This is a genomic window from Aurantimonas aggregata, from assembly GCF_010500835.1.
GTDB classification, from domain to species: domain Bacteria; phylum Pseudomonadota; class Alphaproteobacteria; order Rhizobiales; family Rhizobiaceae; genus Aurantimonas; species Aurantimonas aggregata.
In genome coordinates this window covers 1-22,617 of sequence record NZ_JAAAMJ010000017.1, presented here as the reverse complement: position 1 = coordinate 22,617, position 22,617 = coordinate 1, and the positions used below count along the sequence as shown (strand labels likewise).

Below are 22,617 nucleotides of genomic sequence, written 5' to 3'. Positions count from 1 at the left end.
TCACCAGCATCTACCCCAGGAACCGCCCGTACTCTTCCAGCCGCAGCGCAAAGCTCGGCACGCCCAGCGGCTCCAGCGCCTCCCCGGCAGCAACGTCGCTGATGACGCCATACCCCTCTGCTCCCGGCTCCCGAAACACCCGCGTTTCCAGCCGGCGGCCGTCGATGACCCACAACTCCCGGACGCCGAACGCGGCGTAGATCTCGGCCTTGCGGCCGCGATCGTAGGAAAGGCTCGACAGGCCGATCTCGATCGCCAGCAGGCAGGTGCCGCCGTCGAGCCGCTCCAGCCCCGAGGCGCGTTCGAACACCACGAAGTCGGGTTCGAGGAACGTGTCGTCGGCCAGCCGGAAGGTCGTCTCGGGGTTGGTTGCGAACTGGCGCGGAAGGTTGCGGACCAGCTGTTCGTTCAGCCACATCTTGATCCGCTCGTGCGTCATGCCCTTCGGTGACATCGGGACGATCTCCCCGCCGATCAGTTCGAACCGTTCTTTCTCGGGAATGACGCCGGTCTCGACGAAAGCCTCGATCTCCGCGACGGTGAACCGGCGGCGCGGCAGGCCTTCGGCGGCGCGCGTCGTGTTGGGCGCAACGGCGGTGTCGTCGTCGATCGGGTAAGCGATGAGTTTGGACATGGCGCGACCCTTCGCGATGGTCGATGGCATAGTAATCCGTGGAACGGACGCCCAATTCAAGGCGTAACGTCTCAAGGCATCCGACACCCGCGGGAAAGCGCGTTTGTTGACATAAGCATATCTTTATGTGATTTCCTGCCGTGAATGACGGAAGGTACGTCCCCCATGATCGATACGCTCGACCAGCTCTTCGGAGCACTGACCGAAGGGCGTTCGCCGGCGGAGGCCGCAAGGGCCCTGCGCAAGGCGGCGTCCGAACGCATCCTTATCCTCGACGGCGCGATGGGCACCGAGATCCAGCTGCTGGGTCTGGGCGAGGACGATTTCCGCGGCCACCGCTTCGGCGCCTGCGAATGCCATGTCCAGGGCAACAACGATCTCCTGAACCTGACCCAGCCGAAGGCTATCGAGGACATCCACTACGCCTACGCCATCGCCGGCGCGGACATTCTGGAAACCAACACCTTCTCCTCGACCACCATCGCCCAGGCCGACTACCAGATGGAGGACCAGGTCTACGAGTTGAACCGCGACGGCGCGCGGCTGGCGCGGCGCGCCTGCATCCGCGCCGAGCAGAAGGACGGCAAGCGCCGCTTCGTCGCCGGGGCGCTCGGGCCGACCAACCGCACCGCCTCGATCTCGCCGGACGTCAACAATCCGGGCTATCGCGCCACCTCCTTCGACGATCTGCGCATCGCCTATGGCGAGCAGCTGCGCGGCCTGATCGATGGCGGCGTCGACCTGATCCTGATCGAGACGATCTTCGACACGCTGAACGCCAAGGCGGCGATCTTCGCCTGCGAGGAGATCTTCGCCGAGAAGGGCGTCGACCTGCCGCTGATGATCTCCGGCACGATCACCGACCTGTCCGGCCGTACGCTCTCCGGCCAGACGCCGACGGCGTTCTGGCACTCGGTTCGCCACGCGAGGCCCTTCACCATCGGTCTCAACTGCGCGCTCGGCGCGAGCGCGATGCGGGACCATCTGTCGGAGATTTCGGCCGCCGCCGACACGCTGGTCTGCGCCTATCCGAATGCCGGCCTGCCGAACGAGTTCGGCGAATACGACCAGAGCCCGGACGCCATGGCCGCCGAGGTCGAGATCTTCGCCAAGGAAGGCCTCGTCAACATCGTCGGCGGCTGCTGCGGCTCGACGCCCGACCACATCAAGGCGCTGGCGACGATGCTGGCGGGCTACAAGCCGCGGCCGATCCCGGTCATCGAGCCGCTGATGCGCCTGTCGGGCCTCGAGCCCTTCACGCTGACGTCCGAGATTCCCTTCGTCAATGTCGGCGAGCGGACCAACGTCACCGGCTCGGCGAAATTCCGCAAGCTGATCACCGCCGGCGACTTCGCCGCGGCGCTCGTCGTCGCGCGCGACCAGGTCGAGAACGGCGCCCAGATCATCGACATCAACATGGACGAGGGCCTGATCGACTCCGAGCGGGCGATGGTCGAGTTTCTCAACCTCGTCGCCGCCGAGCCCGACATCGCGCGCGTCCCGGTGATGATCGACTCCTCGAAATGGTCGATCATCGAGGCCGGGCTGAAATGCGTCCAGGGCAAGTCGATCGTCAATTCGATCTCGATGAAGGAGGGCGAGGAAGCCTTCCTGAATCAGGCCCGTCTGGTGCGCGCCTATGGCGCCGCCGTCGTCGTCATGGCCTTCGACGAGGAGGGCCAGGCCGACACCGAGGCGCGCAAGGTCGAGATCTGCACGCGGGCCTACAAGCTCTTGACCGAAGAGGTCGGCTTCCCGCCCGAGGACATCATCTTCGATCCGAACGTCTTCGCGGTGGCCACCGGAATCGAGGAGCACGACAATTACGGCGTCGACTTCATCGAGGCGACGCGCCGGATCACGTCGACCCTGCCGCATGTCCACATCTCGGGCGGCGTGTCGAACCTCTCCTTCTCGTTCCGCGGCAACGAGCCGGTGCGCGAGGCGATGCACGCCGTGTTCCTCTACCACGCCATCCAGGCGGGCATGGACATGGGCATCGTCAATGCCGGCCAGCTGGCGGTCTACGACACGATCGAGGCCGACCTGCGCGAGGCCTGCGAGGACGTCGTCCTCAACCGCCAGCCGAAGGGCGGCGGCACGGCGACCGACCGGATGCTGGAGATCGCCGAGAAATATCGCGGCACCGCCGGCAAGGAAGCCCGCGTCCAGGATCTCGCCTGGCGCGAGAAGCCGGTCGGCGACCGGCTCGCCCACGCCCTCGTCAACGGCATAACTGAGTATATCGACCTCGACACCGAGGAGGCGCGGCTCGAAGCCGCGCGTCCGCTGCACGTCATCGAGGGGCCGCTGATGGACGGCATGAACATCGTCGGCGACCTGTTCGGCGCCGGCAAGATGTTCCTGCCGCAGGTGGTGAAATCGGCCCGCGTGATGAAGCAGGCCGTCGCCCATCTCCTTCCCTACATGGAGGAGGAGAAGCGGCTGAACGGCGGCGAGGGCCGCAAGAACGCCGGCAAGGTGCTGATGGCGACCGTCAAGGGCGACGTCCACGACATCGGCAAGAACATCGTCGGCGTCGTCCTCGCCTGCAACAATTACGAGGTCATCGATCTCGGCGTCATGGTGCCGGCCTCGAAGATCCTCGAGGTGGCGCGCACGGAAAAGGTCGATATCATCGGCCTTTCCGGGCTGATTACCCCGTCGCTCGACGAGATGGTGCATGTCGCGGCCGAGATGGAGCGCGAGGGCTTCGACATCCCGCTGCTGATCGGCGGGGCGACGACCAGCCGCGTCCACACGGCGGTGAAGATCCACCCGCGCTACGAACGCGGCCAGAGCGTCTACGTTACCGATGCCAGCCGTGCCGTCGGCGTCGTCTCCAGCCTGATCTCGGAGGAGACCCGCGACCAGACGATCCAGACGGTCCGCGACGAGTACAAGAAGCTCGCCGACGCGCATGAGCGCAGCGAGCGCGACAAGCAGCGGCTCGCCCTCGTCAAGGCGCGCGCCAACCGCTTCCAGACCGACTGGGCAAGCTACGAGCCGACCGCGCCGTCCTTCAGCGGTACGCGGGTGTTCAGCGACTGGGACCTCGAGGAGCTGTCGCACTACATCGACTGGACGCCGTTCTTCCAGACCTGGGAGATGAAGGGCCGCTATCCGGGGATCCTTCAGGACGAGCGCCAGGGCGAGGCGGCGCGGTCGCTGTTCGCCGACGCGCAGGCGATGCTGAAGCAGATCATCGCGGAAAAGTGGTTCCGCCCGCAGGCCGTCATCGGCTTCTGGCCGGCGAATTCCGTGGGCGACGACATCCGCCTCTATACCGGCGAGGACCGCAAGGCCGAGCTGGCGACGCTGTTCACGCTGCGCCAGCAGCTGACCAAGCGCGGCGACCGGCCGAACCTCGCGCTGGCCGACTTCGTCGCGCCGGCGGAAACCGGCCGACCCGACCATGTCGGCGCCTTCGTCGTCACCGCCGGCATCGAGGAGGAGGCGATCTCCAACCGCTTCGCCAAGGCCAATGACGACTATGCCTCGATCATGGTCAAGGCGCTCGCCGACCGCTTCGCCGAGGCTTTCGCCGAACGGCTGCACGAGAAGGTGCGCCGCGAGTTCTGGGGCTACGCGACGGACGAGACCTACAAGCCGGACGAGCTGATCGGCGAGCCATATCGCGGCATCCGGCCGGCGCCGGGCTATCCGGCGCAGCCCGACCATACCGAGAAGACGACGATCTTCGACCTGCTCGACGCGGAAGCGGCGATCGGCGTCAAGCTGACCGAGAGCTTCGCCATGTGGCCGGGCTCGTCGGTCTCGGGGATCTATCTCGGCCATCCGGAGGCGCATTATTTCGGCGTCGCCAAGGTCGAGCGCGACCAGGTCGAGGACTATGCCGCCCGCAAGGGAATGGACGTGCTGGAGGTCGAGCGCTGGCTGGCGCCGGTGCTCAACTACGTGCCGAAGCCGGCCGAGCAACCGCGCGCCGAGGCGGCGGAATAGGCGAGGGGCTCCCGCCCCGGCGTCCGGCTCCCTATATGCGGCCGGACGCCAACAGATCCCGAGCATCGATGGATATCAAAGAGACCATGACCGCCGACGAGGTCTGGGCCAGCGCCCCGTCGCCCTGCGTCGACATCTGCAAGTACAAGCGCCAGGGCCGCTGCGTCGGCTGCTCGATGACGCAGATGGAAAAGCAGGCCTTTCCCCATTCGGGCGGCGCCGAGGCGAAGAAGGCGTTTCTCGAGACGCTGATCGCGCGCCTCGCCGAGACCGGCCGCAACCCGGCCTTCTGGGTGATGTCCTACCGCCGCAAATGCGAGCGCGAAGGCGTGCCCTGTCCGCTCGACCTCGAAAGCTGAACCCCAAAACGAAAAGAGCGAGGCCGCCCTTCGGCAGCCCCGCTCTTTTTCATGGCGACGGCGCGGGTGACGCGCCGGGATCGGCCGATCAGGCCGCGGTGGTCTTCAGGTGGGCGCGCAGCATCCAAGCGAACTTGTCGTGCGCCTCGATGCGGGCGGTGGCGAGATCGTTGGTCGCGTAGTCGCCATGCTGGTCGGCGACTTCAGCCAGCGCCGAAAGCGTCGCCGACAGCGTCTCCTGGTCCTTCAGCATCACCTCGATCATCGTCTTGGCGTCGGTGCGGCCGTCATGCTCCTCGACGGCGCTGCGCTCGAGGAAGACCGAATAGCGGCCCTCGGCATGGACGTCGAACTGCTTGATGCGCTCGGCGAGCGTATCCTGCCCCTCGAAATGATCCTCGTAGATCTCCTGGAACAGCTCGTGCAGCGGACCGAAGGCCATGCCGGTGACGTTCCAGTGGAAGTTCTGCGCCTTCATCGTCGTGACCGAGGTCTCGGCCAGGGCCTGGGTCAGGCCCCCGACGATCTCTTCCTTGGCGGTCGGCTCGATCTTCGCGGCTATCAGTCCCATGGACCCATCCTTTCGTGCGGCGTTGTTCTTAGAATGACTCCAAACTAAGCCGCCGCGCGGTCCGGATCAAGTCGGCGTGACGACTTTTTAGAAACTTTCTAAAGAGCGCGGGCGAGCGAGCCGGCGAGGAAGCGCATCCAGCGCCGCGCCTCGGGCCGCACCCGCCAGGCCACATGCGCGGCAGCAGCCGAATCCTGCCCCGATGCCGACGCGTCGAGCAGCCGGAGCAGCCAGATCTCGTCGTCGGAAACGCTGACGGTACCGGGGCGGTAGAGCGCGATCTCGCGGCTCGCCTTGTCGGCCAGCCCGCGGAAGAACGCCGTCGCGAAGCGCTCCAGCGAGACATTGTCCTCGCCGGCGAGCAGGAAGCAGGCGCGCTCCAGATCGGGCTTGGGCGCCAGTCGGCTCTTCAGCGCGAACCAGCGTAGCCGGTCGAGCATCTCGCGCTCCGCCGTGGTCAGCGACGGTGCGGCTGGCGCACCGGCTGGCAGGGCGGCGCCGGGAAAGGCGAGAATGCGGGCTGTTCCGTGGGAGGAAGGCTCGGCAAGAAGGTCGACAGCAAGCGCGGTCATGGTCATCCGGATGAGCAGGTTGCGGCCGCGATCAGCTATTTTTGAACGATTCTAAACTTGACAGCGGCTGTCATGTATCTTCATAGCAGCGGTCAAAGCGAATGCAAAGCGCGACATTCCGCGCGGCACGCCGACCCCCAGAATCCTTAGGAGCCCGGCTCTTGGCCAAGCGTTGGCGCGACGCGCCGTCCCCCTGCATCGACATCTGCAAATACCGCGACGCCGGCCAGTGCATCGGCTGCGGCATGACCAAGCCCGAGAAGAAATCCTTCAAGCGCCTCGGCGGCAAGGAAGCGAAGAAGGCGTTCTTCCGCGAACTCATCGCGCGCCTCGGCACCCGCACCGACCGCTGGGCACATGTCTACCGGCGCAAATGCGACAAGAAGGACGTGCCCTGTCCGCTCGACCGGCTGGAGACCCGCGCCGACGCCTGAGCGCCGACGCGGGGCCCGCTCAGCTTGCGTAGCGCTCGTACCAGTCGGCGGCATGCGACCCGTCGACGATCACCCGCGCGCTGTCACCGTTCGACGTGATGCGGATCGGCTCGCCGTCGAAGGTGGTGAAGCTCATCGAGACCGGCTCGTCATAGAGCGAGAGCTGCTCCTCGATGATCGACACCGCGACGCGTTCGCCGAGACGCAGCGACTCGTAATAGTCCGTATAATAATGGACGCCTGCCATGTTGCGGGCATTCGCGATGTTCATCGCCAGCTTGTCGAGTTCGCCCTGCACCGTGTAGCCGGCGGCATCGGAGGCCGGGACCAGTTCGCCACCCTCGTTCTGGTTGCCGTTCGAGAACGTGGGCATGAAGACAGGCCAGGGCCAGGCTCTTTCGGTCACGCCGTCGGCCTCGAACATCTCGAAGAAGGCCTTCAGCATGGTGACGCAGGCGCCGGCCACCGTCGCGTGGCCTGCTCCGTAGGCGGGGTGGGTCGGCGAGCCCTCCGGGAAGGCCATCGGCAGGAGATAGTTCGCGCTGTCCTGGATGGTCGGGAAACCCTCTGGAGGCGGAGCCTTTGGCTTGATGCGGCTGGCGCCGTTCTGTTCCAGGTTGTGCGCGGCGATGGCGGTCAGCAGGGAGGCGGGAATCGCCCCCCTCAGCATGCCAACCCGGTCCGCCACGTCCCCATGGCCGAGATGGTCTGGATCGGCGGCATGAAGCGTAATCAATGCTGCGGCGACTTCCGGGCGCATGCGCCGGTGATGCATCCATTTCTGCCGCCATACGGCTTTCAGCGCGCGGGTGGCGACTTCTGTCACCAGGCTGAGGATGTGCGGCCCGCCGAACGAGGCGAAGGCGCTGCGCGTGCTGCTGCGCGTTTCCGGCATGCCGCGATCCTTGGGAAAGCTGCGGCCGTCGTTTGCCATCATCAGGCAGGCGACGAGGTAAGCCTGGTAGAGCGCGTCGTAGTGGACGTAGGTCGCGATGTCCCGCGGCGTCGTCAGATAGCGGCGCCGGCCGAGGAAGATGTCGAAATTGTTGCCGTCCACGCCATTCTGAGCGTCCAGCCACGTCGCCCAGCTGGTCAGGTAATCGACGCACGGCTGCGCGACGATCGAGCGCTGGTCGATGATCTGGGTGCCGAAGAACACGAACCCGTCATTGTGGTCGACTTCGGCGCAGATGCCGCGGAAGTCCGGGCCGGCGCCGTTCTCGGGCGCAACCGTTCCGTCGAGGTTGACGAATTTTCCGGCGGGGGAATCGTTGGAGTTTCCGCTCAGCATGAATTGCGAGACCCAGTGGCCGTGCTTCGAGCCCGGGGTCGAGCCGCGGAACAGGGAATTCCCGTCGGTGATCGTTCCGCGTGTTTCGTAGCGGCGTTGAGCGGCGGGGGACAGCTTGCCGGTAACGCTGCCGTTGAGAAACGGAACGCTTCCCAGCGCGTCGATGATGGTCTGGACCGCAATGCCGCCGGCGGCGGTGCCGGTACCCGTGGCGATGTCGGTGAAGTAATTGTCGCGAAGCAGCGCCATCGCGTAGAGCTCGGCCATCTCGGCGGCGAATTCGGGACTGGTGATCTCGGGCGCTGCACCGATGGCGAGCGCGCCGGCGTCGGCCCCTTGCGTGTCGTAGACCAGCCCCGTCAGCGGGCTGGTCAGCTTGCGGTACCCCGGCGCGCCGCCGGGATACTCGGCGTATTGCGGGGGATTGGTTTCCGTGAACGGTCCGGCATTCGATCGATTGGCGCCGATGGGAAGCGTCTCGAGCGATCCGGCGTCGCCGCTGGTCAGCGCGGCCACCATTGCCTGATAGGTCGGGGCATGGACGCGGCCCAGCACGTCATGGGGCAAGGACTTGTGGTAATTGGCTAGCCTGCCCGCGCCGAAGCCTGTCTCTTCGCCATTGGGCGACGTGACGCCGGCGCCGCGTCTGCTGGCGAGTTCCGCCAGCGAAGCGCGTCGTTCTGAAGACCGCGTACGGCGGGAATGACAATCGGGCCGGGGAATACCGAGCGTGTTGGTCATGGCGCAAATCCTGTCAGAGTGAATGGACGATGCGTGTTGCTCGCCTTTCAACAAGTGCGAACCAGGATCACGTACGCACGCCGATCATCTTCGGAATAGCTTCTACGTCACACCAGAAGTATACGTTTTACTTAGAATATGTTGGAGATAACGACATGTAAGATGCGGGAGTTTGCGCGAGGACAACAGAAGAGGACAGCTCGGTTCGGCGGTCGCTCTCGCACGGCCACGCGTCCGGCTGGCTTCTGTATGGCGCGCCAATGCTGTGCCCGGCGACGTCGCTTGGCGCTTGTCGCCAAACCTCGATAGAGAACGTCGCGGACAAGCCTTCGACGGCACCAATGAGACGGAGCGACCATGGACGAGAATCCCCAGCGCCAGGACAAGCCTTGGCCGGCCTTCCTGGACTTCATCTTCAGCGCCAACATGACCGCCGGCACCATCCGCATGGTCGCCACCATCGCGGTCTTCGTGGCGGTGTTCGGGACGGTCTTCTGGCTGTTGGACTGAACCCGAGCGCCCAGGCGTCTCAGGGTCGCCGATGGCGACACGCTGGCCCCGGGGCCTTGGCTGCCCGTACCGCAGGCGCTAGCGCGCGCGGCTAGGTCATGAAAGTTCAAGACGGCCGGCCAGCAGTCCGCCGGCCGGCCGGCCGAAACGAAGAGACCCCGAGACACGATTCCCGGGGTCTCCTCTGCTTGCTGCATCAGAAGCGGAAGGTGAAGTCCGCCCGCGCCTGGTTTTCCGACGCATCGCCGGAGAACTCGCCGTGATAGGACACGCCGAAGTCAGCGCTGTCGCTGAGTTTCATGCCGACGCCGAGGGAGACCTTCGCCGCATCGCGGCCGATCGGCGCGCCCTCGACGGCGAAGTTGCCGCCATCGGAGAACGCCACAAGGGTCTCCGGCGCCAGATCACCAAAGGCATGCTGCCAGCCGGCCATGGCGTCGACAGTCAACGCGGTGCCTGCGAGATCGAAATCTCCCGAAGCCCTCAGACCCACCGTGGTGAAGGTGACCTGAGCGTCGCTGTCGGTCGCCGAAAGAGCCGCGGCCCCGCCGGTTTCGGAGAAGTCGTCCGTCGACAAGATCGCATGCGACAGATTGGCGAAGGGCGCCAGTTCCGTGGTTTCGCTCAATGCGATGCCGTAGCTGGCCTCGCCGAAGAACTGCGTCACCCCGGCATCGTAGTCGGCCTCCAGCTCATCCGAGAAGCCGCCGAAGCCGAGCGAGCGTTTCGTGTCGACCTGGCTGAAGCTGTAGGCCGCACCCGCCTTGAACGACAGCTGGCCGATACCGGTGCTGCCGTAGATGCCGACATGATAGCTGTCGATGTCGGCCGAGCCGACGCTGCCGCCGCTGTCGAGGGACGAGCGTCCCCAGCCGGTCATCAGGCCGAGAAGCAGGTTGTCCGCGACCTGGCCGTCGCCGCCCACGAAGACGCCGCCGCCGTCCAGATCGTAGGAGGCGGTGTTGTCGTTGCCGTCGAACTGGCCGAGGGCGCCGTAGCCCGACGTCCAGAAGCCGGTATTGCCCGCGCTCATGCGGTCGAAGACCGTGTCGCTGACGATCCGGGAGTTGGAGAGCAGCGCCGACTGGACGCTGGCGTGCAACTCGCCCGAGACCTGATCGAAGGCGTCGCGGGCTTCGGCTTCGTTCATGAACAGGACGGCATTGTAGAGGGCGAGGCTATCGGATCCCGCCGTCTGGTCGAGCGCGTCGAGCCCTGTGGCTGCGGCGCGCTGGTTGGCGGTCTCAGCCGCCGTGACAAAGGCCTTGCCGCTCCATGTGGACAGGCGCAGCGTCACGTCGGTCGGCGTGTAGAAGAGCTTCGAGTCGATGAACGCCGAGTCGATCAGCAGGCTGGCGAATTCCCCGGTCACGTTGCCCGCGGTGAGGAAGCTGTAGCGCTGTCCCGCCGCATAGCTGACCGTGCGATCGAGGACGATGGCGTTGAGTGTCGCGCCGTCGATCGCGGCGGTGCCGCTGACGATGGTGCGGTCGGAGCTGCCGTTGCTGGCAAGTTCCAGGTCGTAGGTGGACCCGGCGGCGAGCGACAGGTCACCATTGACGGTGATCGTGCCGATCGAGTTGCCCGGCGACAGACGGCTGCCCTTGTTGAGCGTCACGCTGCCGACCGTGCCGGTGCCACCCAGGACAGCGCCGCTTTCGACGTTGAATGCCCCGCCCCAGGAGCCGTCGACGGAGAAGCGTCCGCCGCTGACGAGCGTCTTACCGGTGAACTGCGAGCCGTCGCCGGTATAGACGAGATTGCCCGTGCCGCGCTTGTCGAAGCTGCCGGTGCCGGCGACGTCGTTGGCCATCCTGCTGTCGACGAGGGTGTTGACCGCCAGCTGACCCGTCGCGTCGATCTGGATGTCGCCGGTGCCGAAGGCCTGGCCACTGGTGCCGACGAGCATGCCGCCGCCGACGCGGGTGCCGCCGGAATAGGTGTTGAGGCCGGTCAGCATCAGCGTGCCGGTGCCGTCCTTGGTCAGCTTGCCGGCGCCGCTGATGTCGTTGCGCCAGGCGTCGAAGGCGTTGAAGCCGTCGAGGCTCTTGTCCATGGTGACGGTGACGTCTTCCGGGAAGGCGCCGTAGCCGTCGGCCGCGGCGAACAGGTTGAGACGGCCGTAGCCCTCCGGATCGTCCATCACCGGCAGCCCCGAAGGCAGGCCCGTCGTCGCCAGGACCGCGCGGCGCTGGTCCGCGGTCAGATAGGGCATGCGGGTTTCCAGAAGGACTTCGGCGCCCTTGGGAACGTGCATCGGCTTGTCGGTGGCGCCGATCGGCGCGAAGCCGTAGGTGAGGCGCTCGGCGACATAGGCGGCGTTGGCCTCGCGGTCGGCGAAGCGGTCGACCGACAGGTCCCCGTCATGGGCGGCGACATAGAGATCGGACGCCGTCGCGGAACCGGTCTCCTTCATCAGCCAGGCCTGCGCCTGCTCATAGGCGTCGTGCTTCAGGTCCTGCCAGTTGAAGCCCTCGTCGCCATTGGCGCGGTTGAGGTTGTAGACCACGGCGGCGGTACCGAGCATGCGGCCGCCGATGACGTCGAGCGGCGAGTGCATGCCGGCGAGGATGCGGCTGTCGCCCATCGACACGCCGCGCGTCACGAGTTCCTGGAAGCGTTGCGGAACCATGTAGGCAAGGGCGAGCGTGTCGCGCCAGCCTTCTGCGGTATGACCGCTCGGAAAGCCGCCGTCCCTGACGGGCGTCGTGCTCTTGGCGGGCTCCAGCGACGGCACGACGGATACCGCGTCCGACCAGCGCCAGGGGCGGGCATATTTGAAATAGCGCTTCGTCGGCTCGGTCGAGGCGTGATAGCCCATCCGGCCGACGAGTTCGACGGCGATGCCGAGATCCTCGTTGCCTTCCCACCAGCCTTCGCCGTTGTTGTTGCCCTTGTCGTCATACTTGACGGTGGTGGCATCGTCGGCGACGCCGAGAATCGTCGTGTACTGCTTGCTGCCCTTGACCCAGGCTTCCTGGAGCGGCCCAAGTCCGTTCAGGACGCTGTAACCCTTGGCCCGGCGGTCATCGAGATAGGCGTCGGTCGCTTCCTGGTCGGTGCGATCGCGCGTGATGTCGATGACGTACTGGATGTTGTGGTCGTGGACGGCCTGGTTCAGGATCCGGCCATCCGTCGCGCTGCCGGGAATGCCGTCCCAGTCGGTCTTCGGAACGGCGGGAAACCCGTAACCGGCACCGATCGCGTTGTCGGCATCGACATAGGGCGTCCGTGGTTCCCAGATTTCCAGGAAGCCGCTGAGCAGCCGCACCCCTGCGTTGGTTTCCTTGGTCGCATAGCGCGGGTCGTTGCGTTCGTTGGAATACCCGGTGTCCATGAACGCCGGGACATCTTTGTTCAGATACGCTTCCTGCGCCAGGGCGATGGAAGGACAGACGGTGAGCAAGACGGCGAGTGCCGTCGAGAGCTCGAGCTTCTCGATGTTAGACAATGGTGGTGCCCCCTGAAAAGACTGCGTTAGGACAGTCAGGGGGGGCTGCCTATACGGCCTCAGTAACATCTCCGTGACGTCGCCAAGGTGCTGATGGTGCTGAGTGTTTTCGGTACGCCGAAGCCGTTGTGGTCGCGAAGGCGTCACTTGCGATTCCCGATCGCCGTCGAATCCAACTGTCGAGCAATGCCAGGGATGGCATTGCATTGCCGCCCTCCGGAATTCATCTGGCCCCAACTCGGACAGCGGCCGTCCCGGACACGCCCTGGCGGCGCCGACCGGACGGAGCGACCGCAAGAAAAGGGATGGCAGGCGTGCCCCGCCATCCCGGGGGATCGTTATTCGGCTGGCATCGCCGCGATGTCGCGGATGGCGCCGTCGACGCCGGTGATGGCACCGGTCTCGGTGGCCGCGCCCGTCTCCAGGTCGACGGTATAGAGCGTCGTGCCGTTGACCAGCCAGGCGGTGTTTGTGCCGTCCTCGGTCGTCTGCACGTCGAAGGCGTAGGTGTCGGCCGGCTCGGCGATGCCGAACTTGCCGACGGCCACCAGCGTGCCGTCATTCGGCGACGTCTGCTGGATCAGCGCGCGGATGGTCGCATCGACGTCGTACATGGCGGTCGATTCCGGTTTGCCGAACGAGTTGATATAGGCGGCCGCCACGATCGCCGGCGCTTCGCCCGAATGCATGTCGGCGGCGGCGAAGGCGAGTTCGCCGTCAACGGTGACCTCGCCGGTATCGACATTGACCCGGTGGTTGGTGGTGCCGGTCATGTAGCGCAGGCGGTCCGCCATCGGGTTGAAGTCGACGATCACCGGCGCGTCGCCGATCTCGAGCGGCGTGTCCATGGTCGAGAGTTCGGTGGCCGCGCCCGTCATCGGATCGATCGTGATGATCGTGTTCTGTGCCGTCACGCCGATCAGCGTGCCGTTGGCCGGACGCCAGTCGATGCCGACCAGCCGGTCGACGCCCGTGACCTCGACGGTCCCGCTCGCTGCCGGATTGTCGGTGTCGAGCATCACCAGGGTCTTGTCCCCGGTCAGCCCGACGAGCGGCGCGGCGAAGCCTGCCGTGGTGGCGGCGAAAAGCGCGGTGGAGGCGATCATCGCCATTCTGACGGTCTGCATTTCGTATCTCCCGGAAGGTCGTTGCCGGACAGCGGTCGACGGACGAGTTCCGCCGGCGCTTCCTGATGGGAGGACACGGCCCGATGCCGAACGGGTGCAGCATCGGCGAAATTTTCCGGAAGTTCGTGACCGGGCCGCCGCCTGACGGGGTTTCTGCCGATCACGCTGCACCCGTTCCGCCCCGACGCGTGTTACCGCCATGGATGAAACGAGAACCGGACACCACAGAAGAGATGATCGGTCGGCCAGCGCCGCTCGTCCCGGCAGCGACTTTCGCGGCGGGATCGCGTATTGCGGCAATCTCGCCAGCTGCGACCGGTGGCTGTCCGCCTGAGAGTTCGTGCAGGGCTGAAATGGGATTCGATCACGCGGCCGCCATCCTTGCCTGTGCGAGGGGACGCCATGAGGCGCTGAAGGCGCTCTACGACGAGGACGCCGCGCGCCTTCTCGGTATCGCGATGCGCATCCTGCGGCGGCGCGACGTCGCCGAGGACGTCGTGCAGGAGGTCTTCATCAGCGTCTGGCGCAAGGCCGACAGTTTCGACGCCGGGCGCGGCAATGGCCGGGCCTGGCTGTCGCGCATCACCCGCAACGCCGCGCTGAACAGGCTGCGGGCGATGCGCCCGACGGCCGAGCTGGATGAGGCCCGCCTGGACGAGGTGCCCGACGACGCCGACGATCCCCACGCGGCGCTGGCGCGGTTGCAGGACGCCAGCCTGCTGAGAGCGTGCCTCGAGCGACTGGACGAGGCGAAGCGCAAGGCGATTCTCCTCGCCTATGTCGACGGCTGTTCCCAGACCGAGATCGCCGAGCGCATGGCCATGCCGCACAATACCGTCAAGTCGTGGATCCGGCGCGGCCTCCTCCTGCTTCGGGAGTGCCTCACATGACCCGCCGGAACGACGTCCGTACCGATCTTCGCGCCATGCTGGCCGTGCTCGGCCACGAGGGCGCCGCCGGGTCCGCCCGCCAGGCTGTCGACCCGGAAGCGCTGGCGCACTGGCAGGCGGCGTTCGAGCCTCTGACCGCGCTCGCCCCACCGGTCGAGCCCTCGCCGGAACTCTGGTCCCGCATCGCGGCCGCGACCGCGCCGGAAGCCGTGCCGTCGACAAGCGCTGGCGCGCAAGCCCAGTCACGGCAGCCCGCTGCCGCGCCGCTGTGGGAGCGCCTCTGGTCGAGCCTCGGCCTGTGGCGCTTCGCGACGGCGGCGCTCGCCGGCACGGCCGCGGGCTTCCTGTTCTTCGAAGCGCCGGACACCGGCCCGACCGACCCCGCCGCCTATGTCGCGGTGCTGCAGGCGCCGGAAGGCGAGCGCCAGGCCGGCTGGATCGTCGAAGTGGCGGCGGACCGCAGCATCCGCCTCGTCGCGCTCGGAAACACCAGCGTCGGCGATGACCAGGCCCTGGAGTTCTGGACCAAGGCTTTGGATGCGGCCGGGCCGACCTCGCTCGGGCTGGTACCGGGCGGCGGCGTGACCGCGATCCCCCCCGGCGCGGTTCCCCCGATCGGCCCCGACCAGCTGTTCGAGATCACCCTCGAGCCGGCCACCGGATCGCCGATCGGCCGCCCGACCGGCCCGATCCTCTTCATCGGCCGCGCCAGCGCCGTGTGAGGGGGGTCGCGGACCGTGCGCGCTGCACCGCGGGGCACGTAGGCTGGGTCCCAGCCGCGAGGGACGGGAAGCGTCGCCGGCTTGCTGCTGATGCTTCGACCGCGTGCCTGCTCGGCCCGGGCGATCGGCGGCGATGCTTGTCAGCCACCCTCCGGCTGCGGATAATCGCCGCCTGCTCTCGCTGCCGATCCGAAGGACCACCCCTTGCCCCATCTCGCCCTCTACAACTTCAACAATTTCCGCGTTCCGTCGCAGGAGTCGGCCAACCGCGGCTTCCACGACCGCAACGACGTCAACTTCGCGGCGGCCGAGCTGAGCGAGGGGTTCGTCGCGCGGTCGGGCCATCCGGACGAGCCGGGGCCCGAAAGCTGGGGCGAGCAGGTCTATCCGCGGTTTCATGTCGAGAACGGCGACGGCTGGGCGCCGGCGACCCTGTCGCTGTGGCGCGACCTGCCGGCGCTGTTCGCGTTTTCCTATGCCGGCATCCACGCCGAAGCGCTGCGCAACGCCCGCCAGTGGTTCGACCGGCAGGCCTGGCCGACCTACGCCCTGTGGTGGGTGGAGGAGGGGCACATTCCGGAATGGCGCGAGGGCGTCGACCGCTTGGAGCATCTGCACGACCACGGCCCGTCGCCGCACGCCTTCGACTTCAAGCGGTCTTTCGATCCGGCGGGCAATCCGACCACCGTCGACCATGACGCGGTGAAACGCTGCCGGGAAGCGAACGAACGGGCGCAAGCCCGGTTGGTCGATACCGTGTAGTGTTTCAGGTCATCGCATCGGCGAAGGCGGCGCGCTAACAGCCGCCGCCCTTGCCCGATGTAGGCTTCGCTACTCCGCCGGCACGGCCTCGCCCGCCGGCTTCGCCGTCGGCGCCGCGGTGCCGCGTGGGGCGTCGTTGCGGGCCAGCAGCTTGTAGAACAGCGGGATGAAGAAGATCGCGACGAAGGTCGCGGCCAGCATGCCGCCGATCACGCCGGTGCCGATCGAGTGGCGGCTGGCCGAGCCCGCGCCGGTCGAGATCGCCAGCGGCACGACGCCGAGGATGAAGGCGAGCGACGTCATGATGATCGGCCGGAAGCGCAGCTTGGCGCCTTCCAGCGCGGCGTCGAAGGCCGACAGGCCCTCGGCCCGCTTCAGCACGGCGAACTCGACGATCAGGATGGCGTTCTTGGCCGCCAGACCCACCAGCGTGACCAGGCCGATCTGGAAATAGACGTCGTTGTCGAGGCCGCGGATGCTGATCGCCAGCAGCGCGCCGAGCATGGCGAAGGGCACCGCGAGCAGCACCGCGATCGGCAGCGACCAGCGCTCGTACTGCGCCGACAGGATGAAGAACACCATCAGGATGCCGAAGCCGATGGCGATCAGCCCGGTGCCGCCGGAGGCGATCTCCTGGTAGGCAGAGCCGGTCCAGGCGACCTGGTAGCCGTCCGGCAGGCTCGCCGCGGCGATTTCCTGCATCGCCGCCAGCGCCTGGCCGGAGGAGAAGCCGGGGGCGGGGCCGCCCGAGACCTTCGCCGCGGTGAAGGCGTTGAACCGCTCGATCAGGTCCGGCCCGACGACGCGGCTGACCGTCACCAGCGTGTCCAGCGGGATCATCGAGCCGTTGGAGGCCTGGACATAGACGAAGCGCAGATCGTCCGGCTTCTCGCGGAAGTCCGATTCCGACTGCAGCGAGACGCGGTAGTTGCGGCCGAGCAGGGTGAAGTCGTTGACGTAGAGCGAGCCGAAGGTCGACTGCATGGTCTCGAAGATCGACGAGATCGGCACGTTGAGCGCGAGCGCCTTCTGGCGGTCGACGTCGATCTCGTATTGCGGCACGTTGGCCGCGAAGGTGGTGCGCACGCCGGCAAGCTCCGGCCGTTCGGCGGCGGCCGCGACGAGCGCGTCGGTCGCCGCGATCAGCTGCTGCGCGCCGGCGTTCTGCCGGTCCTGGACGAACAGGTCGAAGCCGCCGGTGGTCGACAGGCCCTGGATCGGCGGCGGGTTGAAGGCCAGCACCATGCCGTCCTCGATGCCGGCATTCATGCCGATGAACGGGCCGACGAGGTTGCGGGCGTCGAGCGAGGGATCGTCGCGCTCGCCCCAGTCCTTGAGGCTGACGAAGGCGACGCCGGCGCTGGATTTCTGCGTGCCGGCGAGAAGGTCGAAGCCGGCAAAGGCGGTGACGTCCTGCACCGCCGGATGCTGGCGGAGATTGGCGCTGACCTGCTCCATCACCTCGGTGGTGCGCGACAGGGAAGCGGCCGGCGGCAGGATGGCGATGACGAAATTGACGCCCTGGTCCTCGTCGGGGACGAGCGAGCCGGGGATCGTCTGGAACAGATAATAGCTGCCGCCGACGACGCCGGCGAAGATGACCATCGCCAGGATCGCCCGGCGCATGATGAAGGCTACGCCAGCCCCGTAGGCGTTGGTGAGCTTGTCGAAGCCGCGGTTGAACCAGCGGAACGGCGCCCAGGGCTCGGAATGGGTGTTCTTGAGGAGCACGCCGCAGAGCGCCGGGGTCAGCGTCAGCGCGACGATGCCGGAGATGGTGACGGAGACGGCGATGGTCACCGCGAACTGGCGGTACATCGTGCCGGCGAGGCCGCCGAGAAAGGCGACCGGGATGAACACGGCGCACAGCACCAGTACGATGGCGATCACCGGCCCCGCGACCTCGGTCATCGCCTTGGCGGTGGCATCCTTGGCGTTCTTCCCCTCGGTGCGCATGATGCGCTCGACGTTCTCGAGCACCACGATGGCGTCGTCGACGACGATGCCGATGGCCAGCACCAGACCGAACAGCGTCAAGAGGTTGATCGAGAAGCCCAGGGCCAGCAGCACGCCGAACGTGCCGATGATCGACACCGGCACCGCCAGCATCGGGATCAGCGTCGCGCGGAAGCTCTGCAGGAAGACGAAGACGACGATGAACACCAGCACCATCGCCTCCAGGAAGGTGATGACCACCTCCTCGATCGACGCCTCGATGAATTTGGTCGTGTCGTAGGGAATGGCGTAGGCGATGCCGCTCGGGAAATTGCCCGAGAGCTCGTCCATGCGGTCCCGGACCCCGGCCAGCGTGTCCAGCGCGTTGGCGCCCGGCTGCAGATAGATGCCGATCGGCACGGTCGGGATGCCGTTGTAGGTGGCGTTGAAGCCGTAGTCCTGGGCCCCGAGCTCGACCCGCGCGACGTCCTTGAGGAGCAGCGAGGCGGTGTTGGCGTCGGAGCGCAGGATGATGTTCTCGAAGGCTGCCGCGTCGGGCAGGCGGCCGGCCGTGGTCACCGAATAGGTGAAGGCGAGGTCGCTGTCGGAAGGCTCGGCGCCAAACTGGCCGGCGGCGAATTGGGCGTTCTGGTCGCGGATGGCGGTGGCGACGTCGCCCGGCGTCAGCCCGTAGGAGGCGAGCGCGTCCGGGCGCAGCCAGATGCGCATCGAATAGTTGCGGGCGCCGAAGAGCTGCGCCTCGCCGATGCCCGGCAGCCGCTTCAGCTCGTCGAGGACGTTGAGGAGCACGTAGTTCGACACGTAGGTCGCGTCGTAGCGCGGGTCCTGCGACGACATGGTCAGGACGGCGAGGATCGACGAGTTCTGCTTGGCGACGGTGACGCCGAGGCGCTGCACCTGCTCGGGCAGGGAGGCGTTGGCCTGCTGGACGCGGTTGTTGACGTTGATCGTCGCCTGGTCCGGATCGGTGCCGCTGGCGAAGGTCACGGTGATGGTCGCCGAACCCGTCGAGGAGTTCGTCGACTGCATGTAGAGCATGTCCTCGACGCCGTTGATCTGCTGCTCGATCGGCGCGGAGACGGTCTGGGCGATGGTCTCGGCGCTGGCGCCCGGATAGGAGGCGCGCACCTGGACCTGCGGCGGCACCAGCTCGGGATACTGCTCGATCGGCAGCGAGGTGATCGACATGATGCCGCCGAGCACGATCAGGATTGAGATGACCGCCGCGAAGATCGGCCGGTCGACGAAGAAGCGGGCGTTCACTGGCCGGCCTCCGCGCCGCTCTGCTCGTCACGCGCCGCCTGGCCGTCGGGCAGGGCGGTCAGCGGCACCGGTGGGCCGGCCGCCGCCTTGGTCGGCGCGGTTTCCGCATCGCCGGTCGCCGGAGCATTGCTTGCCTCGGCCGGGGGCCCGTCCCCGGCGGCTTCCGGGGGCGTCACGGCGGCCGGCGGCGTCGCCGGTGCCGCGTCGGCCTCTCCTGCGGGCGCTGTGGAGGCATCCGCCGGCGCATCCGCTGCCGGCGGAACGGCGTTCGCGGGCTGGCCGCCGGCGGGGGCCTCCTCCGCCTCGTGCGGCGCCACGGGCGCGTTCGGGCGAACCTTGACGACGCCCTCGATGATCACCCGGTCGCCATCGGACAGGCCGTCGGCGAGGAGCAGCGAGCCGTTCAGCTCGCGGTCCACCCGCACCGGCCGGACTTCCGCGATGTTCTCGGCATTGACCGTGTAGACGAAGGTACCCTGCGGCCCCTGCATCAGCGCCTCGGTCGGGACGGTGACGGCGTTTTCCACCGAAAGCCCCTCCAGCTGCAGCCGCACGAACTGGCCGGGCAGCAGCTTGTCGTCGGGGTTCGGCAGCACGGCGCGCGACAGGATCGTGCCGGTCTGGGAATCGATCGAGGTCGAGGTGAAGTCGATCGTGCCGGTCTGGTCGTAGGTGGCGCCATCGCCGAAGGCGATCGTCACCTTCAGGTCCGAGGGATTAGCGCCGCCCTGAAGCCGGCCGCTGTCGATCAGGTCGCGGATCGACGCCGCCTCGCGGTCGGCGGCGGAGAAATTGACGTAGATCGGGTCGAGCTGGCTGATCCGGGTGAGCAGATCGCCGGTGCTGAGCAGGCTGCCCTCGGGCACCTGCTCGAGGCTGGTGATGCCGCTGACCGGTGCCTCGACGGTCGCATAGCCGAGCGACAGCGTCGCGGTGCGCAACTGCGCCTCGGCGGCGGCGACCTGCGCTTCGGCAAGCTCGCGCGCCGAAACGGCGTCGTCGAGCGCGGCGCGGCTGGAAGCGCCGCTCTGCGCCAGCGTGCGGGCGCGCTCTTCGCTTCGCTGCGCCTGGCCGCGCTGGGCCTCGGCCTGCATCACTTCGGCCCGCGCGAGCGCGACCTGCGCCTCGTAGGGCGCCGAATCGATGCGGAAGAGCAGGGTGCCCTGCGCGATGCGGGCGCCTTCCTCGAAATCACGCTCAAGCAGGATGCCGCCGACCCGGGCCCGTACCTCGACCTCGCGGGACGCTGCGACGCGGCCGGCATATTCGTAGGTCACCGGCAGCGTGCGGCTCTGAATGGTCATCACCGTCACGGCGGGCGGGGGCGTCTCGCCGCCACCCTGCGCATGGGCCGGCACAACGACAGCCAGGAGCAGCCCCGTCAGGGCCGCGATTGGCAGGAATGCTCTCGATCCGGACATTCTCAATCACTTTCCGGCCGCAGCGGCCCCTTCCTCTTGCATTGCAGCATACATACAGCCATAAATGTATCCGAGCAAGGGGAGGCACATGTGCGACGCACCAAGGACGATGCACTGCTGACCCGCGAGGCGATCCTCGACGCGGCGGAAGCGCGCTTCTACGACCATGGCGTCGCATCCACCACCCTGTCGCACATCGCCACTGCAGCCGGGCTGACGCGCGGGGCGATCTACTGGCACTTTCCCAACAAGCTCGAACTGTTCCGCGCCATGCACGAGCGGGCGAAGCTGCCGCAGGAAGCCTTCTTCAGCAGTGCCACGCCCGCCGCACGGCGATCCCTGGAAGAACTATACACCAATTCGATCGAGGCGTTCCGTCATCTTGAGCGCGACGAACGGGCGCGCAAGGTGCTGACCATCCTGCTGCTGCGCTGCGAATATGTCGGCGAGATGCAGGACGCGATGATGCGGCGGACCGACGCGGACAATGCCATGCACCGCACCGTCGCCGCGATCTTCGCCGCCGTCCAGCATCGCGGCGAGCTGAAGCCGGAATGGCAGCCGGAGATCGCCGCTACCGCCTATGTCTGCGCCGTCGGCGGGGTCATCTCGGAATGGCTGCGGTCGGAGCGCGGCTTCGACCTGGTGACGGTGGGCGGCGGCGTGGTGCGCAGCGTCATCATCGGCTTTGCCTGTCCGGGGGTGCCGATCGCCTGCCTGGAAGAGAAATCACTCGCGGCAGAAGCAGCCCGCGGCTGCACGGGCGGACCCGCGGGCGGGCGCTAATCGCGCGGCCGCCGGGGGGTGCGGGGAGATTTCTTTTCCGCATGGGCCGAAATTTGGAACGCCGGCCGCTGACCTCGCGCCGTTGAGGTTCTATGTAGCGACGGCCCATGGCGTGTCGCACCCTCGCAAGGCGTGGCGTGCCGCGGAATGAAAGGACGTGTTCTCGATGAATTCTCTCGCCGCTCAGTCCGAGCCGCAGCCCGCCTTCCCGATCCCGGCTGGTGTCTTTGCCGAGCGCGTCACCGCGGTCCGGCATTTCACCGATACGTTGTTCTCCTTCCGGATCACGCGGCCGCAGAGCTTTCGCTTCCGCACCGGCGAGTTCGTGATGATCGGTCTTCCCAACGCCGAGAAGCCGGTGTTCCGCGCCTATTCGATCGCCAGCCCATCCTGGGACGAGGAGCTGGAGTTCTTCTCGATCAAGGTGCCGAACGGCCCGCTGACCGAGCATTTGCAGAAGATCGCCGTCGGCGACACGGTGCTGATGCGCAAGAAGTCGACCGGCACGCTGGTCCTTGACGCGCTGATCCCCGGCAAGCGGCTGTTCCTGTTCTCCACCGGCACCGGCATCGCGCCTTTCGCCGGCGTCGTCCGCGACCCCGAGACCTACGAGAAGTTCGACCAGGTCATCCTCACCCAGACCTGCCGCAGCCAGGCCGAGCTGCGCTACGGCCGTGACCTGGTGGAGGAAGCGCGCTCCGACGAGCTGATGAGCGAGTTCATCGGCGACAAGCTGCTGTTCCACACCAGCGCCACCCGCGAGGGCGAGACCCGCGGCCATCGCATCACCACGCTGATCGAGAACGGCCAGCTGTTCGAGGCGCTGCAGATCCCGCCGCTCGACCCCGCCACCGACCGCGCGATGATCTGCGGCTCGATGGCGATGCTGAAGGACACCGAAAAGCTGCTCGACGCCCGCGGCTTCGAGGAGGGCGCGAACAACAAGCCCGGCACCTACGTGGTCGAGCGGGCTTTCGTGGACTGAGCGAACGCTCTTCGACTGTGGTGCTGGAGCCGACAGGTCATCCTTTCGGCTCATACCAACGTGCGCTGATCAGAACTCATGCGCCCAGTCCCGCATTCCGATTGAGATGATTTTCCAGGGCTGATCGACGAGCTTGTTCCAAGCGTCACAGCAGTGGGCGACGATGTCGTCGTAGTCGG

Annotated in this window: 17 protein-coding genes; 9 read left to right on the top strand and 8 right to left on the bottom strand. The window is 67.0% G+C overall.

The window, feature by feature from the left end; genetic code table 11:
• Positions 1–10: 10 nt before the first annotated feature.
• On the bottom strand, positions 11–634 hold the full coding sequence (locus GTW51_RS17665; protein WP_163045387.1) for a Uma2 family endonuclease: 624 nt from the start codon (positions 632–634) through the stop codon (positions 11–13).
• A 165-nt stretch (positions 635–799) separates the two neighbouring features.
• Between GTW51_RS17665 and metH the strand changes: the two genes are divergently transcribed.
• Positions 800–4,597, top strand: a complete 3,798-nt coding sequence (gene metH / locus GTW51_RS17660; RefSeq protein WP_203566157.1) for a methionine synthase — start codon at positions 800–802, stop codon at positions 4,595–4,597.
• Between the two features lie 68 nt (positions 4,598–4,665).
• Complete coding sequence (locus GTW51_RS17655; protein WP_163045385.1) at positions 4,666–4,956, top strand: DUF1289 domain-containing protein; 291 nt, start codon at positions 4,666–4,668, stop codon at positions 4,954–4,956.
• A gap of 88 nt (positions 4,957–5,044) precedes the next feature.
• Here GTW51_RS17655 and GTW51_RS17650 read toward each other — a convergent pair whose 3' ends face one another.
• Both GTW51_RS17650 and GTW51_RS17645 read right to left on the bottom strand, forming a co-directional pair.
• The gene (locus GTW51_RS17650) at positions 5,045–5,527 is read right to left on the bottom strand and encodes a Dps family protein (RefSeq protein WP_163045384.1); all 483 of its coding nucleotides are present in this window, start codon (positions 5,525–5,527) and stop codon (positions 5,045–5,047) included.
• 98 nt (positions 5,528–5,625) lie between these two features.
• Positions 5,626–6,099 (bottom strand): hypothetical protein, encoded by a 474-nt coding sequence (locus GTW51_RS17645; RefSeq protein WP_163045383.1) that lies wholly within the window; start codon positions 6,097–6,099, stop codon positions 5,626–5,628.
• A 161-nt stretch (positions 6,100–6,260) separates the two neighbouring features.
• On the opposite strand from GTW51_RS17645, the gene GTW51_RS17640 reads away from it, so the two are divergent.
• The gene (locus GTW51_RS17640; protein ID WP_246233245.1) at positions 6,261–6,533 is read left to right on the top strand and encodes a DUF1289 domain-containing protein; all 273 of its coding nucleotides are present in this window, start codon (positions 6,261–6,263) and stop codon (positions 6,531–6,533) included.
• A 19-nt stretch (positions 6,534–6,552) separates the two neighbouring features.
• Here the strand turns inward: GTW51_RS17640 and GTW51_RS17635 are convergent, their stop codons facing one another.
• Positions 6,553–8,565, bottom strand: a complete 2,013-nt coding sequence (locus GTW51_RS17635) for a vanadium-dependent haloperoxidase (protein ID WP_163045381.1) — start codon at positions 8,563–8,565, stop codon at positions 6,553–6,555.
• Positions 8,566–8,922: 357 nt separating this feature from the next.
• Between GTW51_RS17635 and GTW51_RS17630 the strand changes: the two genes are divergently transcribed.
• Positions 8,923–9,075 carry a hypothetical protein gene (locus GTW51_RS17630; protein WP_163045380.1) on the top strand — a complete coding sequence of 51 codons (153 nt, stop codon included), beginning with the start codon at positions 8,923–8,925 and terminating at the stop codon, positions 9,073–9,075.
• Positions 9,076–9,271: 196 nt separating this feature from the next.
• Here the strand turns inward: GTW51_RS17630 and GTW51_RS17625 are convergent, their stop codons facing one another.
• Together GTW51_RS17625 and GTW51_RS17620 are read right to left on the bottom strand one after the other, a co-directional pair.
• Entirely contained in the window at positions 9,272–12,526 is a 3,255-nt protein-coding gene (locus GTW51_RS17625) for an autotransporter domain-containing protein (protein WP_163045379.1), read from the bottom strand.
• A 338-nt stretch (positions 12,527–12,864) separates the two neighbouring features.
• Positions 12,865–13,653, bottom strand: a complete 789-nt coding sequence (locus tag GTW51_RS17620) for a DUF4394 domain-containing protein (RefSeq protein ID WP_163045378.1) — start codon at positions 13,651–13,653, stop codon at positions 12,865–12,867.
• Positions 13,654–14,006: 353 nt separating this feature from the next.
• Here GTW51_RS17620 and GTW51_RS17615 point away from each other — a divergent pair, with 353 nt between their 5' ends.
• The 3 genes from GTW51_RS17615 (at position 14,007) to GTW51_RS17605 (ending at position 16,027) form a co-directional block, all read left to right on the top strand.
• Positions 14,007–14,543 (top strand): sigma-70 family RNA polymerase sigma factor, encoded by a 537-nt coding sequence (locus tag GTW51_RS17615; RefSeq protein ID WP_163045377.1) that lies wholly within the window; start codon positions 14,007–14,009, stop codon positions 14,541–14,543.
• Entirely contained in the window at positions 14,540–15,265 is a 726-nt protein-coding gene (locus tag GTW51_RS17610; RefSeq protein WP_163045376.1) for an anti-sigma factor, read from the top strand. The genes GTW51_RS17615 and GTW51_RS17610 overlap by 4 nt, the downstream gene beginning before the upstream one ends.
• Positions 15,266–15,469: 204 nt before the next feature.
• Positions 15,470–16,027: a DUF3291 domain-containing protein gene (locus GTW51_RS17605; protein WP_163045375.1), complete on the top strand. Its 558-nt coding sequence runs from the start codon at positions 15,470–15,472 to the stop codon at positions 16,025–16,027.
• Between the two features lie 69 nt (positions 16,028–16,096).
• Here GTW51_RS17605 and GTW51_RS17600 read toward each other — a convergent pair whose 3' ends face one another.
• Positions 16,097–19,246 carry a multidrug efflux RND transporter permease subunit gene (locus tag GTW51_RS17600; protein WP_163045374.1) on the bottom strand — a complete coding sequence of 1,050 codons (3,150 nt, stop codon included), beginning with the start codon at positions 19,244–19,246 and terminating at the stop codon, positions 16,097–16,099.
• Positions 19,243–20,667, bottom strand: a complete 1,425-nt coding sequence (locus tag GTW51_RS17595; protein WP_163045373.1) for an efflux RND transporter periplasmic adaptor subunit — start codon at positions 20,665–20,667, stop codon at positions 19,243–19,245. Before GTW51_RS17595 ends, GTW51_RS17600 begins: the two co-directional genes overlap by 4 nt.
• Before the next feature lie 90 nt (positions 20,668–20,757).
• Here GTW51_RS17595 and GTW51_RS24380 point away from each other — a divergent pair, with 90 nt between their 5' ends.
• Positions 20,758–21,453, top strand: a complete 696-nt coding sequence (locus GTW51_RS24380; RefSeq protein WP_343034050.1) for a TetR family transcriptional regulator — start codon at positions 20,758–20,760, stop codon at positions 21,451–21,453.
• Between the two features lie 166 nt (positions 21,454–21,619).
• Positions 21,620–22,438, top strand: coding sequence for a ferredoxin--NADP reductase (locus tag GTW51_RS17585; protein ID WP_163045371.1), 819 nt, complete (start codon positions 21,620–21,622; stop codon positions 22,436–22,438).
• The last annotated feature ends 179 nt before the right edge of the window (positions 22,439–22,617 follow it).